At 64.8% G+C, this 19,217-nt stretch carries 21 protein-coding genes; 14 read left to right on the plus strand and 7 right to left on the minus strand.

Annotated features, from left to right (window positions below; translation table 11 throughout):
* Positions 1 to 4: 4 nt before the first annotated feature.
* Both CO669_RS12120 and CO669_RS12125 read left to right on the plus strand, forming a co-directional pair.
* Complete coding sequence (locus CO669_RS12120; RefSeq protein WP_097660023.1) at positions 5 to 1,774, plus strand: branched-chain amino acid ABC transporter ATP-binding protein/permease; 1,770 nt, start codon at positions 5 to 7, stop codon at positions 1,772 to 1,774.
* Complete coding sequence (locus tag CO669_RS12125) at positions 1,771 to 2,502, plus strand: ABC transporter ATP-binding protein (protein WP_097660024.1); 732 nt, start codon at positions 1,771 to 1,773, stop codon at positions 2,500 to 2,502. The genes CO669_RS12120 and CO669_RS12125 overlap by 4 nt, the downstream gene beginning before the upstream one ends.
* Before the next feature lie 160 nt (positions 2,503 to 2,662).
* On the opposite strand, the gene CO669_RS12135 is transcribed toward CO669_RS12125, so the two are convergent.
* Positions 2,663 to 3,283 (minus strand): pyridoxamine 5'-phosphate oxidase family protein, encoded by a 621-nt coding sequence (locus CO669_RS12135; RefSeq protein ID WP_097660025.1) that lies wholly within the window; start codon positions 3,281 to 3,283, stop codon positions 2,663 to 2,665.
* A 120-nt stretch (positions 3,284 to 3,403) separates the two neighbouring features.
* Here CO669_RS12135 and CO669_RS12140 point away from each other — a divergent pair, with 120 nt between their 5' ends.
* Positions 3,404 to 4,288, plus strand: a complete 885-nt coding sequence (locus CO669_RS12140) for a LysR family transcriptional regulator (RefSeq protein WP_097660026.1) — start codon at positions 3,404 to 3,406, stop codon at positions 4,286 to 4,288.
* Positions 4,289 to 4,419: 131 nt separating this feature from the next.
* Here the strand turns inward: CO669_RS12140 and CO669_RS12145 are convergent, their stop codons facing one another.
* Positions 4,420 to 4,839, minus strand: a complete 420-nt coding sequence (locus CO669_RS12145; protein ID WP_097660027.1) for a PaaI family thioesterase — start codon at positions 4,837 to 4,839, stop codon at positions 4,420 to 4,422.
* 234 nt (positions 4,840 to 5,073) lie between these two features.
* A complete protein-coding gene (gene pobA / locus CO669_RS12155; protein ID WP_097660028.1) occupies positions 5,074 to 6,243 on the minus strand; it encodes a 4-hydroxybenzoate 3-monooxygenase in 1,170 nt (389 codons plus the stop codon).
* A gap of 267 nt (positions 6,244 to 6,510) precedes the next feature.
* Between pobA and CO669_RS12160 the strand changes: the two genes are divergently transcribed.
* The 9 genes from CO669_RS12160 to CO669_RS12200 all read left to right on the plus strand — a co-directional run bounded on the left by CO669_RS12160 (position 6,511) and on the right by CO669_RS12200 (position 15,511).
* Positions 6,511 to 7,527 (plus strand): TRAP transporter substrate-binding protein, encoded by a 1,017-nt coding sequence (locus tag CO669_RS12160; RefSeq protein WP_097660029.1) that lies wholly within the window; start codon positions 6,511 to 6,513, stop codon positions 7,525 to 7,527.
* A gap of 256 nt (positions 7,528 to 7,783) precedes the next feature.
* Positions 7,784 to 8,320 carry a TRAP transporter small permease gene (locus CO669_RS12165; RefSeq protein ID WP_097660030.1) on the plus strand — a complete coding sequence of 179 codons (537 nt, stop codon included), beginning with the start codon at positions 7,784 to 7,786 and terminating at the stop codon, positions 8,318 to 8,320.
* Between the two features lie 2 nt (positions 8,321 to 8,322).
* A complete protein-coding gene (locus CO669_RS12170) occupies positions 8,323 to 9,642 on the plus strand; it encodes a TRAP transporter large permease (protein WP_097660031.1) in 1,320 nt (439 codons plus the stop codon).
* Between the two features lie 12 nt (positions 9,643 to 9,654).
* The gene (locus tag CO669_RS12175) at positions 9,655 to 10,116 is read left to right on the plus strand and encodes a DUF3237 domain-containing protein (RefSeq protein WP_097660032.1); all 462 of its coding nucleotides are present in this window, start codon (positions 9,655 to 9,657) and stop codon (positions 10,114 to 10,116) included.
* A 255-nt stretch (positions 10,117 to 10,371) separates the two neighbouring features.
* Complete coding sequence (locus CO669_RS12180) at positions 10,372 to 11,181, plus strand: crotonase/enoyl-CoA hydratase family protein (RefSeq protein WP_097660033.1); 810 nt, start codon at positions 10,372 to 10,374, stop codon at positions 11,179 to 11,181.
* Positions 11,178 to 13,061 carry a feruloyl-CoA synthase gene (locus tag CO669_RS12185; protein ID WP_097660034.1) on the plus strand — a complete coding sequence of 628 codons (1,884 nt, stop codon included), beginning with the start codon at positions 11,178 to 11,180 and terminating at the stop codon, positions 13,059 to 13,061. The genes CO669_RS12180 and CO669_RS12185 overlap by 4 nt, the downstream gene beginning before the upstream one ends.
* Positions 13,062 to 13,087: 26 nt before the next feature.
* Positions 13,088 to 13,849, plus strand: coding sequence for an SDR family NAD(P)-dependent oxidoreductase (locus tag CO669_RS12190; RefSeq protein ID WP_097660035.1), 762 nt, complete (start codon positions 13,088 to 13,090; stop codon positions 13,847 to 13,849).
* A 12-nt stretch (positions 13,850 to 13,861) separates the two neighbouring features.
* Positions 13,862 to 14,281 carry an acyl-CoA thioesterase gene (locus tag CO669_RS12195; RefSeq protein ID WP_063200585.1) on the plus strand — a complete coding sequence of 140 codons (420 nt, stop codon included), beginning with the start codon at positions 13,862 to 13,864 and terminating at the stop codon, positions 14,279 to 14,281.
* A 78-nt stretch (positions 14,282 to 14,359) separates the two neighbouring features.
* Positions 14,360 to 15,511: an ABC transporter substrate-binding protein gene (locus CO669_RS12200; protein ID WP_097660036.1), complete on the plus strand. Its 1,152-nt coding sequence runs from the start codon at positions 14,360 to 14,362 to the stop codon at positions 15,509 to 15,511.
* Between the two features lie 66 nt (positions 15,512 to 15,577).
* Here the strand turns inward: CO669_RS12200 and CO669_RS12205 are convergent, their stop codons facing one another.
* Complete coding sequence (locus CO669_RS12205; RefSeq protein WP_097660037.1) at positions 15,578 to 16,306, minus strand: glutathione S-transferase family protein; 729 nt, start codon at positions 16,304 to 16,306, stop codon at positions 15,578 to 15,580.
* A gap of 36 nt (positions 16,307 to 16,342) precedes the next feature.
* Positions 16,343 to 16,603, minus strand: a complete 261-nt coding sequence (locus tag CO669_RS12210; RefSeq protein WP_097660038.1) for a hypothetical protein — start codon at positions 16,601 to 16,603, stop codon at positions 16,343 to 16,345.
* Positions 16,604 to 16,716: 113 nt separating this feature from the next.
* Here CO669_RS12210 and CO669_RS12215 point away from each other — a divergent pair, with 113 nt between their 5' ends.
* Both CO669_RS12215 and CO669_RS12220 read left to right on the plus strand, forming a co-directional pair.
* Positions 16,717 to 17,415 carry a helix-turn-helix transcriptional regulator gene (locus CO669_RS12215; RefSeq protein WP_097660039.1) on the plus strand — a complete coding sequence of 233 codons (699 nt, stop codon included), beginning with the start codon at positions 16,717 to 16,719 and terminating at the stop codon, positions 17,413 to 17,415.
* 5 nt (positions 17,416 to 17,420) lie between these two features.
* Positions 17,421 to 17,744 (plus strand): YkgJ family cysteine cluster protein, encoded by a 324-nt coding sequence (locus CO669_RS12220; RefSeq protein ID WP_198963969.1) that lies wholly within the window; start codon positions 17,421 to 17,423, stop codon positions 17,742 to 17,744.
* Here the strand turns inward: CO669_RS12220 and CO669_RS12225 are convergent.
* Both CO669_RS12225 and CO669_RS12230 read right to left on the minus strand, forming a co-directional pair.
* Positions 17,741 to 18,139 carry a hypothetical protein gene (locus CO669_RS12225; protein ID WP_097660041.1) on the minus strand — a complete coding sequence of 133 codons (399 nt, stop codon included), beginning with the start codon at positions 18,137 to 18,139 and terminating at the stop codon, positions 17,741 to 17,743. The genes CO669_RS12220 and CO669_RS12225 overlap by 4 nt on opposite strands.
* Positions 18,140 to 18,480: 341 nt before the next feature.
* Positions 18,481 to 18,828: a DUF3307 domain-containing protein gene (locus tag CO669_RS12230; protein ID WP_018458457.1), complete on the minus strand. Its 348-nt coding sequence runs from the start codon at positions 18,826 to 18,828 to the stop codon at positions 18,481 to 18,483.
* Positions 18,829 to 19,217: the final 389 nt, after the last annotated feature.

Here is a 19,217-nt window from a genome sequence, read left to right on the forward strand (position 1 = left end):
CAAGATGCAGAGCCGGCTTCCCATCATCATCTTCGCGGCTGTCATGGCGGCGATCCCGTTTGTTCCTGGCATGCCCCCGTTCTGGATCGTGCTGCTCGACAATATCGGCCTCGCGGCCCTCGTCGCGATGGGCCTCGTGCTGCTGACCGGCGTCGGTGGCCTGACTTCGTTCGGACAAGCAGCCTTCGTCGGCTTCGGCGCCTACACCACCGCGGTGCTGTCGACGGCCTACGGCCTGTCGCCCTGGCTGACGCTGCCGCTGTCGCTGCTGGTCAGCGGATCGCTGGCGGTGCTGCTCGGGCTGATCACGGTCCGCCTCTCCGGCCATTATCTGCCGCTCGGTACCCTCGCCTGGGGGCTGGGTCTGTTCTACCTGTTCAGCAAGCTGGAGTTCCTGGGCCGTAACGACGGCATCTCGGCGATCCCGCCGCTGTCGATCGGCTCGTTCAAGATGCTCTCGCCCGGCTCGATCTATTACGCGATCTGGGTCGCCGTGATCGTCTCGGCGCTGCTGACGATGAACCTCTTGGACTCCCGCACCGGCCGCGCCATCCGCGCGCTGCGTCGCGGCCATGTCGCCGCCGAAGCGTTCGGCGTGCACACGCCGCGCGCCAAATTGCTGGTGTTCATCCATGCCGCCGTGCTCGCCGGCCTGTCGGGGTGGCTCTACGCGCATCTCCAGCGCGCGGTGAACCCGACGCCGTTCGGGGCGCAGGCCGGCATCGAATATCTCTTCATCGCCGTGGTCGGCGGCGCCGGCTATGTCTGGGGCGGCGTCCTGGGCGCAGCCATCGTCGTGGTGCTGAAAGAGGTGCTGCAGAGCTATTTGCCGCTGATCCTGCCCGGCTCCGGCCAGGTCGAGACCATCGTGTTCGGCATCATGCTGGTGGCGCTGCTGCAGCTTGCGCCCGGCGGCCTCTGGCCCTGGCTGATCTCGTTCCTGCCGGAACGCACCGGAGGGAGGAAGCCCGACACCTCGCTGAAGCTGGAGCAGCGCACCCGCTCGCCCGGCCAGTCCGGCATCCTGCTCCAGGTCGAGAAGGCGCGAAAGCAGTTCGGCGGCGTGGTCGCCGTCAACAACGTCTCCTTCGACGTCCAGGCCCGCGAGATCGTCGCGCTGATCGGCCCGAACGGCGCCGGCAAGAGCACCACCTTCAACCTGATCACCGGCGTGCTGTCGGCCACCTCGGGCTCGATCTCGGTGCTCGGCAAGACGGTCGACAACGCGCCGCCGCAGGAGATCGTCAAGCTCGGCATCAGCAGGACCTTCCAGCACGTCAAGCTGGTCCCTGATATGACCGTGCTCGAGAACGTTGCGATCGGCGCGCATCTGCGCGGCCATTCGGGGCCGATCTCCTCGATGCTGCGGCTCGACCGCGCCGACGAGGCGAAGCTGCTTGCCGAAGCCGCCCGCCAGATCGAGCGCGTCGGCCTTGCCGACCAGATGCATCAGCTCGCAGGCAGCCTCTCGCTCGGCCAGCAGCGCATTGTCGAGATCGCCCGCGCGCTCTGCGTCGACCCGATGCTGCTGCTGCTCGACGAGCCCGCCGCCGGCCTCCGCCACATGGAAAAGCAGCAGCTCGCCAAATTGCTGCGGGACCTGCGCGACGGCGGCATGAGCGTGCTCCTGGTCGAGCACGACATGGGCTTCGTCATGAACCTCGCCGACCGCATCGTGGTGCTCGATTTCGGCACCAAGATCGCGGAGGGCACGCCCGCCACGATCAAGACCAATCCCGAAGTGATCAAGGCCTATCTCGGAGTGGCGGCATGAGCGCGCTGTTGTCGGTTACCGACGCCCATGTCGCCTATGGCAAGGTCGAGGCCGTGCGCTCGGTCTCGCTCGAGGTCGGCGCCAATGAGATCGTCACCATCGTCGGCGCCAACGGCGCCGGCAAGACCACGCTGCTGTCCGCCATCATGGGCATCCTGCCGCTGAAGGGCCGCGTCAGCTTCGCCGGTCAGGATCTCGCCCGGCTCGATATCGAGGACCGCGTCGCGATGGGGCTCGGCCTCGTCCCGGAGCACCGCGAATTGTTCGTGACCATGAATGTAGAGGATAATCTCGAGCTTGGCGCCTTCCGCATCGAGCGGAGCAAGGCGAAAGCCTCGATGGAGCGCGTCTACACGCTGTTCCCGCGGCTGAAGGAGCGGCGCAAGCAGCTCGCCGGTACGCTCTCCGGCGGCGAGCAGCAGATGCTCGCGATGGGCCGCGCGCTGATGGGCGAGCCGAAGCTGCTGATGCTGGACGAGCCGAGCCTTGGCCTTGCCCCGATCATCGTCGCCGACATCTTCCGCATCGTCACCGAGCTGCGCGCCAGCGGCGTCTCGGTGCTGCTGGTCGAGCAGAACGCACAGGCTGCGCTGAAGATCGCCGACCAGGCCTATGTGATGGAGCTCGGCGAATTCGTGCTCAGTGGCAAGGCCAGCGACATCGCGGCCAATGAGCGGGTGGCGGCGAGCTATCTCGGCTTCCAGCACGAAGGCGCGAGCGCGATCTGAGTTCGCGATGCCGCCTCACACCTGCTGTCATCGCCCGCGAAGGCGGGCGATCCAGTCCACCGAGACGCTTGTGATTGAACCGGCAGGCCGCGGCGTACTGGATGCCCCGCCGTCGCGGGGCATGACACCGGTGGATACCTGGAGATGCTGAGAGGGCTACTCAGCCCGCCTTCTCACCCTTCAACGCGGCAACCTCCGCTTCCAGCTCCGCGATCCTCGCGTCCCTCGCCGCGAGCGCTGCCGCCACATCGCTCGCGTCGAATTTCTGCGGGATGTGCTGCGGACAATTGGTGTCCCAGGCGGCGATCCTGAAGAGGATCACCTGCTCGGGCCGCGCGCGATAACCCTTCGGCATCAGCGAGGTCGTCAGCGCCTCGTCGTCCTCGACGACGCGCGCCTCGCCCCAGATCTTCACGCGGCGACGGTGGGCGTAATCCATCACGAAGATGTAGGCCTTTGGGTTCTCGGACAGGTTCCCCTGGGTGATGTATTGCCTGTTGCCGGCGTAGTCGGTGAAGGCGAGCGTCTGCTTGTCCAGCACCTTCAAGAACCCCTTGGGGCCGCCACGGTGCTGGATATAGGGCTGGCCGTCCGCCGAGGCCGTCGCAAAGTAGAAGCTGTTGGCATCCGCCAGGAACGCCGCGAGGTTTTCGTCAACCTCGGTGCGCCATCCGCGCTGCTCGGCATGGGCATAGCCCTCGCGCGAGCCCTTTCGGGTCTGGATCGATTTCACCGCCGGCGAGAAGGCGACGTCGCTGGCATAGGTCTGGACTTCAGTCATCGGAACATCTCCTGAAATTCCGGCGCATTGCAGCGTCTTCGCCCGGTAAGATGGACCTTTCCCGGTCTAAAACAATCGGACCGCTTGACACTTCATCGTTGCGATATATGCAATAATGCCATGGACCGCCTCGATGCCATGCACGTCTTCGTCACCGTCGCCGATCTGCGCGGCTTTGCGCCGGCGGCGCGCAAGCTGCGGCTGTCGCCTTCGGCGGTGACGCGGATGATCGCCGCACTGGAGGAGCATCTCGGCGCGCGGCTTCTGCAGCGGACCACCCGGCAGGTGAGATTGACCGATGTCGGCACGCGCTACCTGGAACGCGCGCGGCGCATCCTCGCCGATGTCGAGGAGGCCGACGGCTCAGCCCGCGAGGAGCGCAACCGGCCGAGCGGGCGCCTCGTGGTGTCGGCTCCGGTCGGGTTCGGCCGGCTGCATGTCGGATCGGTGATGACCGCCTATCTCAAGCGCTTTCCCGAGGTCACCGCCGAACTCAGACTGTCGGACCATCTCGTCAACCTCGTGGAAGACGCCGTCGACGCCGCTGTGCGGATCGGCCACCTCGCCGATTCCTCGCTGGTCGCCCGGCAGGTCGGCGAGATGCGGCGGATCACGGTGGCGACGCCGGGCTATCTCAGGCGTCACGGCGAGCCGAAGACGCCGCAAGAATTGCTCGCGCACCAGACCATCGCGTTCGGCCCGACTGCCACTTGGCATTTCGTGGAGGACGGCCGCGACATCGAGGTGACGCCGGCCCCGCGCTTCGCCAGCAACAGCGCCGACGCCGCCCTGCAATATGCCGAGGCCGGCGGCGGCGTGACGCGCGTGCTGGCCTATCAGGCCGCCGAGGGCTTGAAGCGCGGGCGCCTGAAGATCGTGCTGGCAAAATACGAGCAGCCGGCCCTGCCGATCCACATCGTCTACCCGACCTCGCGCCTGCTCTCGGCCAAGGTGCGCGCGTTCATCGATCTCGTGGTGGAGACGGCGGAGTGGAGGTTCGGGTAGATATGTCCCGGACGCGCCGCGTAGCGGCGCAGAGCCGGGACCCAGAAGGCGGCACGGCGCCCGGTCGAGACATGGGTCCCGGCTCTGCGCCGCAGCGTTGCACGCTGCAGCGCGTCCGGGACACGGAGAGACTACCCCTTCTTCGGCACCACGCGGAACGTCCCGCTGGCGCGCGCGATCACGGCATCGTCGGCTCTCACCAGGCATTGCGCGAAACAGATCGTATTGCCGGTCTTGATCGCCTCGCCCTCGACTGCGAGCCATTGGCCGATCTCGGCCGCGCCGACATAGTCGACCGACAGCGAGATGGTGACGAACGACGTCGTCCAGCCCGTTGCCTGGGCGCAGCTGTAGCCCATGGCGGCATCAGCCAGCGCGGCGATCAGCCCGCCATGGATCAGCCCGCGCGCGTTGGTGTGCGGCGTCGCCAGCCGCAAGCCCACAGTGACGCCCTTGTCGGTCTTTCTCGAATAGAGCGGCTCCCACGGATCGGTCAGCGGGGCCTTGCGAAAATGCGGCTCGAAGCCGGCGGGGATGTCGGGAGAGGTCATGACTGTCTCGCGTTGCTGATGGTTGCCATTGAACGCGATGGACGCGACGGTTGCATCAATTACAAAGTTTCAAACGGAATTTGCACAGGTGTTTGAAACGGGCACTGCCGTCGCCTCACCACAACTGTCATCGCCCGCGAAGGCGGGCGATCCAGTATTCCAGAGGCGGCGCGTGGATACTGAGAAGCCGCGGCGTACTGGGTGCCCCGCCTTCGCGGGGCACGACAGTCTTGGCTAAAACGGCAACCCGACGTAATTCTCCGACAATGATGTCATTGCGGCCTGCGACTGCGTGACGTAGTCCAGCTCGGCGAGCTGGATGCGCGCGCCAATGGTGCCGGTGTCGGGGAATTTGTGCAGCATCGAGGTCATCCACCAGGAGAAGCGCACGGCTTTCCAGACCCGTGCCAGCGCCGTGGCGGAATAGGCATCGAGACCGGCGCTGGATTTCTCGTCGTAGAATTCGCGCAAGGCGCTCGACAGATAATGCGCATCGCTGGCGGCGAGGTTCAGGCCCTTGGCGCCGGTCGGCGGCACGATATGGGCGGCGTCGCCGCACAGGAACAGCTTGCCGAAGCGCATCGGCTCGGCGACGAAGCTGCGCAAGGGGGCGATGCTCTTCTCGATCGAAGGGCCGGTGACGAGGCTGTCGGCCGCCTCCTGATCGAGCCGGCGCTTCAATTCGTCCCAGAAGCGGTCGTCGGGCCATTGGTCGACATGGTCGTCCAGCGAGCACTGCACGTAGTAGCGGCTGCGCTTGGTCGAGCGCATGGTGCAGAGCGCAAAGCCGCGGGCATGGTTGGAGTAGATCAGCTCGTGGCTGACCGGCGGCGTATCCGACAAGATGCCGAGCCATCCGAACGGATAGACCCGCTCGAACTCCTCGATCGCCGAGGCCGGGACGCTGGCGCGGCTGACGCCATGGAAACCGTCGCAACCGGCGATGAAATCGCAGTCGAGGGTGTGAGTGATGCCGTCCTTGACCCAGGTTACGCGCGGGTGACCGCCGTCGAAATCGCGCGGCTGGACGTCCTTGGCCTCGTAGACCGAGACGAGACCGGCGGCCTCCCGCGCATTCATCAGGTCGAGCGTGACCTCGGTCTGGCCGTAGATCATCACCGTCTTGCCGGTCGCGCCCTTCATGTCGATGCGATGACGGCGGCCGGAAAAGGCAAGCTCGATGCCTTCATGGACCAGGCCCTCGGCATGCGCCCGGGTCCCTGCCCCGATCTGGTCGAGCAGCGCGACGGTTCCCTCCTCCAGCAGGCCTGCGCGGATGCGGCCGAGCACATAGTCGGGGCTCTGCCGCTCCAGAATGACATTGTCGATCCCGTGGCGATGTAGCAGTTGCCCAAGCAACAATCCGGCCGGTCCGGCCCCGATGATTGCGACTTTTGTCCGCAATACTTGCTCCTCCCGATCCTGTAGGCTTTCGTCGCGGCCCGCTTGTCGCTTCAAGTCGCGCAGGATAATTATACCATATAACGGTTTGGCAAAAGGGGAGTGCGGGTCGCCGCGAACGGCGACACATCCATGCAACAGGGCTGACGTTGAGGATGCGACAGAGGTGCGCGCCAGTTCCGGCTTGAACACGTCCGCCATTTAGATAACATGTTAATTAAAGAGACCGGGCCATCGAAGCCCGTCGTCGACAACAGGGAGAGACGTGTGATGAGGAAAGCCTGTCTGGCTTTGCTGCTGGCAGCAAGCGTGACGCCCGCGTTCGCGCAGGACAAGACCTTCGATCTGAAGATCTCGCACTGGGTGCCGGCCTCGCATCCGCTGCAGAAATCGCTGGAGGACTGGGCCGCCGCGGTCGAGAAGGATTCCGGCGGCACCATCAAGGGCAAGGTGTTTCCGGCCCAGCAGCTCGGCAAGGCGTTTGACCATTACGACATGGCGCGCGACGGCATTGCCGACGTCACCTACGTCAATCCCGGCTACCAGCCCGGCCGCTTCCCGATCATCGGCGCCGGCGAATTGCCGTTCCTGATCTCCGACGCCAAGGGCGGCTCGATGGGCCTCGACGCCTGGTATCGCAAATATGCCGAGAAGGAGATGAAGGACGTCAAATACTGCCTCGCCTTCGTCCACTCGCCCTCCTCCTTCCATTCCAAGACCAAGAAGATCGTGATGCCGGAGGACGTGAAGGGCATGAAGATCCGCCCGGCGCACGCCACCATGGCGAACTTCGTGACCTCGCTCGGCGGCACCAACGTTCAGTCCTCGGCACCGGAGGTGCGCGACATCATCGAGCGCGGCGTCGCGGACGGCGTCACCTTCCCCTGGGGCTCCCTCGTGCTGTTCGGCATCGACAAGGTGACCAAATACGACATGGAGGCGCCGCTCTACACCACGACCTTCGTGTTCGTGATCAACAAGGACAAGTACAATGCGATGTCCGACAAGCAGAAGGCCGCGATCGACAAGAACTGCTCGGTCGAGATGGCGGGCGTGGTCGGCGAGCACTGGGGCAAGTTCGAGGATGCCGGCATCGACAAGGTGAAGGCAGAGTCCGGCCACGAGGTCTACAAGCTGACGGCGGAACAGACCGCGGCCTGGAAGAAGGCCGCCGAGCCGCTGGTGAAGACCTGGGCCGACGGCGCCAAGAAGGGCGGCGCCGATTCCGATGCCGCGCTCACGGAGCTCAAGGCTTCGCTGAAGAAGTACAACGCGCTGGCGGAGTAGTCTCTCGTCGAGCGGAACACGGCGGCGAGGGGCATCTCGCCGCCGTTGCTTTGCAAGCGGATTGAAGGTGAGGAGCGCGCTGCGCTTCTTCCCCCTCTCCCCGCCTGCGAGCAGAGGATTGGGGTGAGGGGGGTCTCCGCGGGGACGCGAGCAGATCTACTCGCGGAGAGTCTCCCTCACCCGCCCCGCTTCGCGTGTCGGCCTCTCCCCGCACGCGGGGATAGGCGAACGACCATCGCCAAAGCCGAGATCGGGTATGACCGCATTGGACCAGACACATCCCACGAAACGCTCCTGGATGGACCGCATCATCGACACCATCGAATGGATCGCGGCCGGCTTCGTCGGCATCGTCGCGCTCGACATCTTCCTGTCGGTGCTGCTCCGCAACACGCTGAACTATTCAATCCCCGACAGCTTCGACATCGGCCGCATGCTGCTCGGCATCCTGATCTTCTGGGGCATCGCGGCGACCTCCTATCGCGGCACCCACATCACGGTGGACCTCGTCTGGGGCAATGTCGGGCCGCGCCATCAGCGCTGGATCGACGTGTTCGCGACGCTGGTTCTGCTGTTCGTGGTGACCGTGCAGACCTGGACCTTGTTCGACAAGGTCCGCGGCACCTACAACGACAACGTCCAGACCTTCGACATGCACATGCCGACCTGGCCGTTCTTCGCGATCGCGTGGATCGGCGACGCGGCCGCCGTGCTGCTGATCGCGATCCGCACCTACCGGCTGATTTTCCATCCTGAAGACATGCACGACCCCAAATTGAAGGCGACGGAGTAATCATGAGCACCGATGCCGTCGCCTTAATCGGCTTCGTTTCCCTATTCGTCCTCATGCTGCTGCGCGTGCCCGTCGGCATGGCCATGGGCCTCGTCGGCGTCTCCGGCTTCGCCTATCTCGTCAACGGCAATGCCGCGCTGAAGCTGGTCGGCCAGACCTCGATGCGGACGGTCACCGACTACACCTTCGGCGTCATCCCGATGTTCCTGCTGATGGGCTCGTTCGTGTCCAACTCCGGCATGAGCCGCGAGCTGTTCCGCGCGGCCAACGGCTTCGTCGGACATTTGCGCGGCGGCCTCGGCATCGCCACCGTCGGTGCCTGCGGCGGCTTTGCCGCGATCTGCGGCTCGTCGGTCGCAACCGCCGCGACCTTCTCCGCCGTCGCTTATCCCGAGATGCGCCGGTTCGGCTATCCGCAGTCCTTCGCCACCGGCGTGATCGCGGCGGGCGGCACGCTGGGCGCGATGCTGCCGCCCTCCACGGTGCTCGCGGTCTACGGCATCATCACCGAGCAGGACATCGGCAAGCTCTTCATCGCCGGCATCATTCCGGGCATCCTGGCGATGTCCATGTACATGATCACGATCTTCCTGATCGGCTATTTCCGGCCCGACTTCCTGCCCAAGGGCAAGGCGACGCCGTGGCGCGAGCGCTTTGCCGGCCTGAAGGAGATCTGGGCGCCTGTGCTGCTGTTCATCTTCGTGATCGGCGGCCTCTACGGCCTGCCCTATCTGCCGCGCTTCACCCCGACCGAAGCCGGCGGCGTCGGCGCCGCGGGTGCGTTCATCATCGGCGTGGTCACGGGCCGGCTCGACCGCGAGAAGATCCTGGCTTCGCTGCTGCAGGCGACGCGCACCGCGGCTGCCGTGTTCACCGTGCTGATCGGCGCGCTGATCTTCGGCTACTTCCTGACGGTGACGCAGACGCCGCAAAAGGTGACGGAATTCCTCACCGGCCTCGGTCTCGGCCCCTACGGCGTGCTGGCCCTGATCATGGTGATGTATCTCGTGCTCGGCTGCCTGATGGACGCCATGGCGATGATCATCCTCACCGTGCCGATCATCTTCCCCGTGATCACGCATTTGGGTTTTGACCCGATCTGGTTCGGCGTCATCATCGTGATGACCGTCGAGCTCGGCCTGATCCACCCGCCGGTCGGAATGAACGTCTTTGTCATCAAGAGCGTGGTGAAGGACGTCTCCTTCTCCACGATCTTCAAGGGCGTGATCCCCTTCGTGGTCACGGACCTGATCCGCCTCGTGATCCTGATCGCCTTCCCGCTGCTGGCGACCTGGCTGCCGGCGCGCATGATGGCGAATTGACGAGGTGAAGCGATGACCGCACCGACGCTCGAAACCAAATACGTCTTCACCATCACCGCCCGCATCGGCGACGTCGTCACCGCCGGCGAGACCGGAATCGGCGTTCGCCGCATCATCCCGATCCTCGGCGGCGAGGTGAGCGGCGCGATATCAGGCAAGGTGCTGCCATTCGGCGCCGACTTCCAGACCATCCGCCCCAACGAGCTGATCGACCTGGAGGCGAAATACGCCTTCGAGACCGACGACGGCGCCGTCGTCTATGTCGAGAACAAGGGCATGCGGTTCGGCCCGGTCGAGCTGCTGCAGAAGCTCAAGCGCGGCGAGCCTGTCGATCCCAAGCTGATCTATTTCCGGACCGTGCCGAAATTCGAGACCGGGCATGAGAAGTATCGCTGGCTGATGGAGCACATCTTTGTCGGCTCGGCCGCGCGCCACGCCGATCGGGTGGTGATCGATGTCCATCAGGTGATGTGAAGGGCGGCAGCCTTTCAACGCTCTCCACTCGTCGTCCCTGCGAACGCAGGACCCATACCGCGTGATCAATTGCCGGCGGTCGGAGTACCGAACAATGAGTCACCGCCAAATTCTTCCTTGGGATATGAGTCCCTGCGCCCAGTGAGCGACTGCGCACCAGGCAGGGCGACATTGTGTGCGGAGCAGCATTCCGCCCTCCGTCCTTGACTCCACCGGAATTCGTTATACAACATAACTATTCTGATAAGGACGCAAATGACACAGGGAAACGCCGATACCGCGAACGCGGGTGCCTCCGGGCTGCTCCGGATCGAGAGGGCGGACCGGGTTCTGACCGTGGGTCTGAACCGGCCGGCCAAGCGCAATGCGCTGAACGACGGCATCATCCTGGAGATCGGCGAGTGTTTTGCGTCCCTGCCCGAGGACATCGGCGCGGTCGTCATCCACGGCATCGGCGACCATTTCTCCTCGGGCCTCGATCTCTCGGAGCTGACCGAGCATGACGCCACCGGCGGGCTGCTCCATTCCCAGATGTGGCACCGGGTGTTCGACCGCATCCAGTACAGCCGCGTGCCCGTGATCGCGGCGCTCAGGGGCGCGGTGATCGGCGGCGGGCTCGAGCTTGCGTGCTCGGCGCATATCCGCGTCGCCGAACCCTCGACCTATTTCGCGCTGCCGGAAGGCCAGCGCGGCATCTTCGTCGGCGGCGGCGGCTCGGTGCGGCTGCCGCGGCTGATCGGCGTCGCCAGGATGATGGACATGATGCTGACGGGCCGCGTCTACAGCGCGACCGAAGGCGCCTCCTACGGCTTCGCGCAATATGTGACGGAAGCCGGCAACGCTCTCGGCAAGGCGATGGAGCTTGCGACCAAGGTCGCGTCCAACGCGCCGTTGACAAATTTCGCCGTGCTCCAGGCGCTGCCGATGATCGCGGAGGCCAATCCGCAGACCGGCCTGCTGATGGAATCGCTGATGGCGACCGTCGCGCAGAGCGACAAGGAAGCGAAGCGCAGGATCCGCGAATTCCTCGAACACAAGACCGCAAAGGTAAAGCCGAAATCATGAGCGCGCAGCCGTCCTCTTCCAGCATGGAGCGCGGCGCGAGCACTTTCCCGCTGCGGCCCATTTCGTTCGGCGATCCCGCCGTCAACATCGAACGCCGCGACGACGGTACGATCTATCTCCGGCCGACGCAGCCGCTCGGCGACTATCCGGTCCGCATCACCGACCGCCTGCATCACTGGGCCAACACCACGCCGGACCGCGTCTTCATGGCCGAGCGCGAAGGCGGCCGCGGTTGGCGCAAGATCAGCTATGCCGAACTGCTGGTCGCCAGCCGGCACATCGCATCCGGCCTGATCGCGCGCGGCCTGTCGGCGGAGCGGCCGGTCGTCATCCTCTCCGGCAATTCGATCGACCACGCCCTGCTCGCGTTCGGCGCGTTCTATGCCGGCATTCCGTTCTGCCCGGTGTCGCCGGCCTATTCGCTGGTGTCGAAGGATTACGGCAAGCTGTCCTATCTGATGAAGCTCTTGACGCCCGGCCTCGTCTTCGCCGAGGACGCCGACAAGTTCGCCGACGCGCTCGCCGCCAACGTCTCGCTCGGCACCGAGATCGCCGCATCCTATGGCCGCGTGCCGGGCCGCGACGTCACCCTGCTCGCCGATCTCATGGCAACGCCGATCCGCAGCGATCTCGACGACGTCCACGGCAGGATCGGCCCCGACACGATCGCGAAATTCCTGCTGACCTCGGGCTCGACCGGCAATCCGAAAGCCGTCATCAACACCCAGCGCATGATCTGCGCCAACCAGGTGATGCTGCGCGAGACGCTCGCCTTCCTCAAGGACGAGCCGCCCGTCATCATCGACTGGTTGCCGTGGAATCACACCTTTGGCGGCAACCACAATATCGGGCTGACGCTCTACAACGGCGGCTCGATGTATCTGGACGCCGGCAAGCCGATGCCCGGCGGCATCGAGGAGACGGTGCGCAATCTCCAGGAGATCTCGCCGACGGTCTATTTCAACGTGCCGAAGGGCTATGAATCGCTGCTGCCTTATTTGCGCGATGATCAGGGCCTGCGCGCAAAGTTCTTCGACCGCCTGCACGCGATGTTCTTCTCGGGCGCCGCGCTCTCGCCGTTCATCTGGGACAGCCTCGACGAGCTCGCGGTGAAGGAAAAAGGCTATCGTGTGCCGATGCTGACCGGTCTCGGCGCGACCGAGACCGCGCCGTTCTTCATGTCGGTCAATCCGCGCACCAGCCGATCCGGCCATGTCGGCCTTCCCGTGTCCGGCAACGATGCCAAGCTGGTGCCGAACAACGGCAAGCTGGAAGTGCGCGCCAAGGGACCGAACGTGATGCCCGGTTACTGGCGCCAAGCCGATATCACCGCAAAATCCTTCGACGAGGAAGGATTTTACAAGATGGGCGACGCGCTCAAGCCCGCCGATCCCGACGATTTCAACGCCGGCTTCGATTTCGACGGCCGTGTCGGTGAAGACTTCAAGCTCGCCAGCGGCACCTGGGTCAGCGTCGGCCCCTTACGCGCGCGCCTCACGGCGGCCTGCGCACCGCTGGTACGCGACGTCGTCATTGCCGGCATCAACCGTGACGAGGTCTCCGCGCTGGTCGTGCTCGACCTCGACGGCTGCCGGCTGATCAACCCGACGCTGCCGACCGACGATCTCCTCGTTGCGACGCGCGACCGGCTGGTCCGCGAAGCCTTCCGCGAGCGCCTGACCCGTTTCCTCGGCCAGGCCACGGGCTCCTCGACCCGGATCACGCGCGCCATCCTGATGGACACGCCGCTCTCGATCGACAAGGGCGAGGTCACCGACAAGGGTTCGATCAACCAGCGCGCTGTGCTCGAGCACCGCACCGAATTGATCGAGGAGCTCTACGCTGCCAATCCGTCCAACCGTGTGATATCGGTCGGATAAGAAAATCACCGCACCAGGAGAACGCCATGTTGTTGAAGGATCAGGCAGCCATCGTCACCGGCGGCGCATCGGGACTGGGGGCGGCCACCGCGCGAAAGCTGGCGGCGCAGGGCGCCAAGGTCGCGGTGTTCGACCTCAATGCCAAGCTTGCCGAAACCGTCGCCGCCGACATCAAGGGTGTCGCGATCACCTGCGACGTCTCCGATGCCGCTTCCGCTGAAGCTGCGATCGCGCAGGCGATCAAGGCCGTTGGCGCACCGCGCGTGCTGGTCAATTGCGCCGGCATCGGCGTTGCCAAGCGCGTGGTCGGCCGCGACGGCCCGATGGCGCTCGCAGACTTCGACAAGGTGATCAAGGTCAACCTCATCGGCACCTTCAACATGCTGCGCCTTGCCGCGACCGAGATGTCCAAGCTCGAGCCGCAGGCGACCGGCGAGCGCGGCGTCATCATCAACACCGCCTCGGTTGCCGCCTATGACGGCCAGATCGGCCAATCCGCCTATTCGGCCTCCAAGGGCGGCATCGTCGGCATGACGCTGCCGATCGCGCGCGAGCTGGCGCAGTTCGGCGTCCGCGTGCTGACCATTGCGCCCGGCCTGTTCCTGACGCCGCTGCTGGCGAACCTGCCGCAGGAAGCCCAGGACTCGCTCGCCGCCGCGATCCCCTTCCCGCGCCGGCTCGGCAACGCCGACGAGTTCGCCGCGCTCGCCCTGCACATGGTCGAGAATTCGTACCTCAACGGCGAAGTGGTGCGCCTCGACGGCTCGCTGCGCATGGCGCCGAAGTAAGGCAACAATCGCATGTTCGTGAACCGGCGCGAGGTCCAGATCCAGTGGGGTGATTGCGACCCCGCCAATATCGTCTACTACCCGCGCTATTTCGCGATGTTCGACGATTCGACCTCGACCCTGTTCGAGGTCGCCGGCTTCTCCAAGCAGGACCTGGTCCGCAAATACGGCCTGGTGGGCATCCCCATGGTCGACACGCGGTCCAAGTTCTACATCCCCTCGACCTATGGCGACTGGATCACCATCGAGACCAGAATCGAGAGCATCAAGCGCTCGAGCTTCGAGGTGAAGCACAACGTCTACAAGGGCGAGGCGCTGGCGATCGAGGGGTTCGAGACCCGCGTCCTGGTCGGCCGCGATCCCGTTAACCCCGACAAGCTGAAATCGGCACCATTCCCGGCGGAAATGGTAGCCAAATTCACGGGAAGCTAAATCGCCGCATCACCAAAAGAGGGGGCTGAATTACCCCCCGATTTCTGCTTTCAAAGAAACACGTCAAGGGAGGAATACATGAAACGCTTTTACCTGACCGCCGCCATCGCGGCGGCAACGCTTGCCTTGCCGGCGCTGCCCGCGCTGGCCCAGACCGCCGAAGTCACCATCGGCATCACCACCACCACGACCGGCCCGGGCGCAGCCCTCGGCATTCCCGAGCGCAACGCGCTCGAATTCGTGCCGAAGGAAATCGGCGGCGTGCCACTGAAGGTGATCGTGCTCGACGACGGCGGCGATCCCACCACCGCGACCACCAACGCCCGACGCTTCGTGACCGAATCCAAGGCCGACATCATCATGGGCTCGGCGCTGACGCCGCCGACCATCGCGGTCTCCAACGTCGCCAACGAAGCCGGCATCCCGCATTTCGGCCTCGCGCCGTTCCCGATCACGCCCGAGCGCATGAAGTGGTCGGTGGCGATGCCGCAGCCGATTCCGATCGTCGGCAAGGTGCTGTACGACCACATGAAGGCCAAGGGCGTGAAGACGCTCGGCTATATCGGCTATTCCGACTCCTATGGCGACCTCTGGTTCAACGATTTGAAGGCGCAGGCCGTGCCGATGGGCATGACCATCGTCGACGAGGAGCGCTTCGCCCGTCCCGACACCTCGGTGACCGGACAGGTTCTGAAGCTCGTTGCCGCCAATCCCGACGCGATCCTGGTCGGCGCTTCCGGCACCGCCGCCGCACTGCCGCAGACCGAGCTGCGCGAGCGCGGCTACAAGGGCCTGATCTACCAGACCCACGGCGCCGCCAGCATGGATTTCATCCGCATCGCCGGCAAGGCGGCGGAAGGCGTGCTGATGGCCTCGGGCCCCGTGATGGATCCGGAGGATCAGCCGGATAGCGCGCTCACCAAGAAGCCGGGCCTCGCGCTCAACGCGGCCTATGAGGCCAAGTACGGCCCGAACAGCCGCAGCCAGTTCGCCGGCCATTCCTACGATGCGTTCGAGATCCTCAAGCGCATCATTCCGGTGGCGCTGAAGACGGCCAAGCCCGGCACGCCGGAATTCCGCGAAGCGATCCGCCAGGCATTGCTGTCGGAGAAGGACCTCGCGGCCAGCCAGGGCGTCTACAACTTCACCGAAAAGGACCGCTACGGCGTCGACGAGCGCGCCCGCATCCTGCTGACGGTGAAGGACGGCAAGTACTCGCTGGTGAAGTAAGCGCGCGCGAGACGTAGATGACGAGAGCCGGCCCTATGGGCCGGCTCTTTTGTTTTCAGATGACCGCTAGGCCGCCTGCCGCTGCGGGATCCAGGCGAACTCGGGATAATAGCTGTCCATCATGCGATCCACGTAGGCGGTGAGATTCGGAAACCCCTCGGCGCGCTCGCGCAGGGCCGATTCGAAGAACGGCGTGAGGATGCCGGCGAGCATACCGAAGGCCGTGGCGTCGACGCCGCAGGGCTTGTTGCCCATCAGATAGGACTTGTCACCGAGCTGCACCGACAGCGCGAACAGCGAGCGCACGGCAAGGTCGACATCGTCGTCGGGCCCATGGCGGCCGAGCCCGGAGAGCAGATAGTTCTCGGCGACGCGGAATTGCGCATCCTCGCGCAGCTTCTCGCGATTGTGCTCCGGCGCGCCGTCGAAGAAATGCGCAGGGCCCTTGGCGAAATTGACCGGATCGACCCAGCGGGCGCCGACCAGTCCCCAATAGACGTGATGCTCGATCATCCGTTCGAACGCCCAGGCCTGCGCCCGCTCGGCCAATGACAGACCGGCGTCGAAATCGAAACCGTAGCGGCGCTCGATATGGGCGCGAATGAAGGTGGAATCGGCCACCGCCTCGCCACCGTCGTCGATGAACGGCAGTTGCCCCTTGGGCGAGGCCGGCGGCATCGCCCGCTCCTTCCGGTAGGGCAGTCCCGCCATCTTGAGTTGCACCTCGGTCTTGGTGACGAAGGGACTGATTTCAGGCAGGCCGAAGCCGGTGCCGAAGCCGTAAAGCGTGATCATGCGATCTCTCCTGGACCTCTCGAAAGTTTGGGGAACCTAGTGACCGGCTGCTGCCACCATGGTGGCAGCAGTCGTGATATCTTCTGCGAAGCGAGCCCCTCGCCAGGCGCGGCACATCACGTGGCGGACCAGCGCGTCGGCGGCCCGAACCAGCGAGCCTGTCATCGCGCTGGCAAGAGCAAACCGGAGGTCGACGGCCATGAGATCGAGCGAAACGAGACGGCCGAACACCGATACGGACCACGCCTGTGCCCGCAGCATCGGAATGGCCGGGCCGAAATGGGTTGGAATGATCATGGACAAATCCTCTTCAGTCGCTGTGTTGTCCCGGTATAGAACTCCCCTGCTGCCAACATCCTGTCAGCAGCCGCGCGCCACGTTCTGAAAAGATCACCGATAAGAGAATTGTCATGAGACGCGCCGACCGGCTGTTTCAGATCATCCAGGTGCTGAGACGCACACGTAAGCCGCTGACGGCGGATGCCATCGCGGCCGAGCTCGAGACCTCGAAACGCACGATCTATCGCGACATCGCCACGCTGATCGGCCAGCGCGTGCCGATCCGCGGTGAAGCCGGCATGGGCTACATCCTGGAGAAGGGTTTCGACCTGCCGCCGCTGATGCTGACACCCGACGAGATCGAAGCGGCGGTGCTCGGTGCGCAATGGGTCGCCGGCCACGCCGACTCGGCGCTGGCTCGCGCGGCCGAAGACCTGATGGCCAAGATCGCCGACACCGTGCCTGAGCGCCTGCGTCCCTTCGTGCTGGAGCCGGCGAGCCGCGCGCGCCCGAGCTGGAACAGGGAGCCGGACCGCCTGGACATGGTGCGCACCCGCACGCAGATCCACGAGGGCAAGAAGATCATGCTGCGCTATCGCGACGAGCAGGGCCGCGCCAGCGAGCGCATGATCTGGCCGATCTCGGTCGGCTATCTCGAAGCCGTGCGGCTGCTCGCGGCCTGGTGCGAACTGCGCGGCGACTTCCGCAGCTTCCGCACCGACCGCGTGGTGGACGCGAACTATCTCGACGAGAAATATCCGGAGCGTCGCGACGTGCTGCGCGCCCGATGGCGGCAGAGCCTGGTCTGGGGCCCGCCAAAGGACACGTGACGAGGATGCAGGAAGACGTCCCCACCGATCCGTCGAGCTATTGCCAGAGTTGCGGCGCGTGCTGTGGCTATTCGGCCAATTGGCCGCGCTTCTCGGTCGAGAGCGACGAAGAGCTTGCAGCCATCCCGGAGGCGCTCGTCAATGCGCGTCAATCCGGCATGCGGTGCGAGGGCGATCGCTGCTCGGCTTTGCAGGGGGAAATCGGGAAAGCGACCGCCTGCGGCATCTATGCCGTGCGGCCGGAGGTGTGCCGCACCTGCATGCCGGGCGATGCCGAATGCGCGATGGCGCGGCGGAAGTTCGGGTTGCCCGTGATCGTTAACGCTTAGGCCGGAATCGCTTCGCTGATCTCGTCGTCGATCTCGTCGTCCAGCGGTGCGAGCACCGACAGCGGCTTGGTCGACAGCGTGATCGGCTTGCGCCCGCCCGACAGCGACGGCGAGGTTTTCGCCGTGCTCTCGCGCGCCAGCGCGTAAAGCGTCGAGCCGACGCGGCCGCCGTTCTCGATCAGGTCGCGCTCGTTGCAGCTCCCTGCGATCGCGACCGCCAGCGAATGCAGATGGCTGCGGCGATAGCAGAACAGCGCCAGCCTGGCGCGTGCGTCAGGGGAAACACTTTCAACCAGCCTCGGCAGGCCACTCTCGCTGGCGCGATACATCTCGCCAAGGAGCTCGTCGCGGACCGGGCAGAAATCGCTTTCAAAGGTATCTCGGCTTGAAAACATTGCAGTTCTCCCTCGTCTCACGGAAGATGCAGCGCAATTCTCTAACGAAAGGTTAACCACCCTGGGCGGTAGTCACCCGGGGTGCTTGTGCGTCTCCCGCGAATCGGAGCCGGCCGGTGAGAATCCCGGCGACCACCGCGCCGGTTGGAGCGTGACGCACCAGGGCCGCCACGGCGTCATGGCCGGCCTTGTCCCGGCCATTCACGGACAACCAAGACGCACGAAGAACGCCCGGGCCTTCGCCGCGCCAAAGCGGCTTCGGCCGCGCAGCCGGGACAAGGGCGGGCGTGACGATCCTTGGTACCGATGAAGAATTGCCCCACGAAAAGGGCAGCCAGCGGTCAGTTCGCCGCCATGAAGATCGAGAGCCCAAAGCCGGTGAGGTGGTGCAGAGCCTGGTCGACACCGATCAAGGTCCAGAACCAGGGATGCGCCAGGTCGACCCCGAAATTGGCCGAGACGAGTCCCTTGGCGCGGTCGATCGTGATGTGGATCACGAAGTCGATCAGCGCCACGAACCAGAATTTCGGCGCCACGATCAGGATCAACGGCAGTGCAACTGCAAGGTGAACCAGGCAGTGCACCAGAAGCGGCAGGGCCCAGCCGTGCTTCTGGTCCTTGCCATGCGCCATCCAGGCGGTCTGAAGGACGAAATCGGCGATGATGTGCTTGAAGGTGAGCAGCAACATCCAGCCAATGAGCGCTTCGACCGGAATCGCCGATGACATGGGTGGAAACGACAAGGCTGACGCCCTCATTGACGTGACAAGAAAAATTGGAGCGTTCAGCGCAACTTCTTCTTGGACCGGTTCTGGACCGGTCAAATCGCCGGGACGCGCGATTTATGACACCTCCCGCGGCGGAATGCAGCCGGGGGGAACCGGAAAATCGCCAAGTGTGGCCAACCGGTGATAGGACGACCAATCGCCGCGGACGTGTCGCGTAAGGTTACCGCCGGCTCGAAATTTGCATTCCGCGACCTTCGCGCTATCATTGCCGCCAGAGAATATCGTTCTTTTTTCAGACGTTTACGAATTAAAGGGCGCGCGCCGCGATCACATTCGCGAGCCACCCGCCA

Origin of the sequence: Bradyrhizobium sp. Y36 (genome assembly GCF_002531575.1) — a bacterium.
Lineage (GTDB): Bacteria > Pseudomonadota > Alphaproteobacteria > Rhizobiales > Xanthobacteraceae > Bradyrhizobium.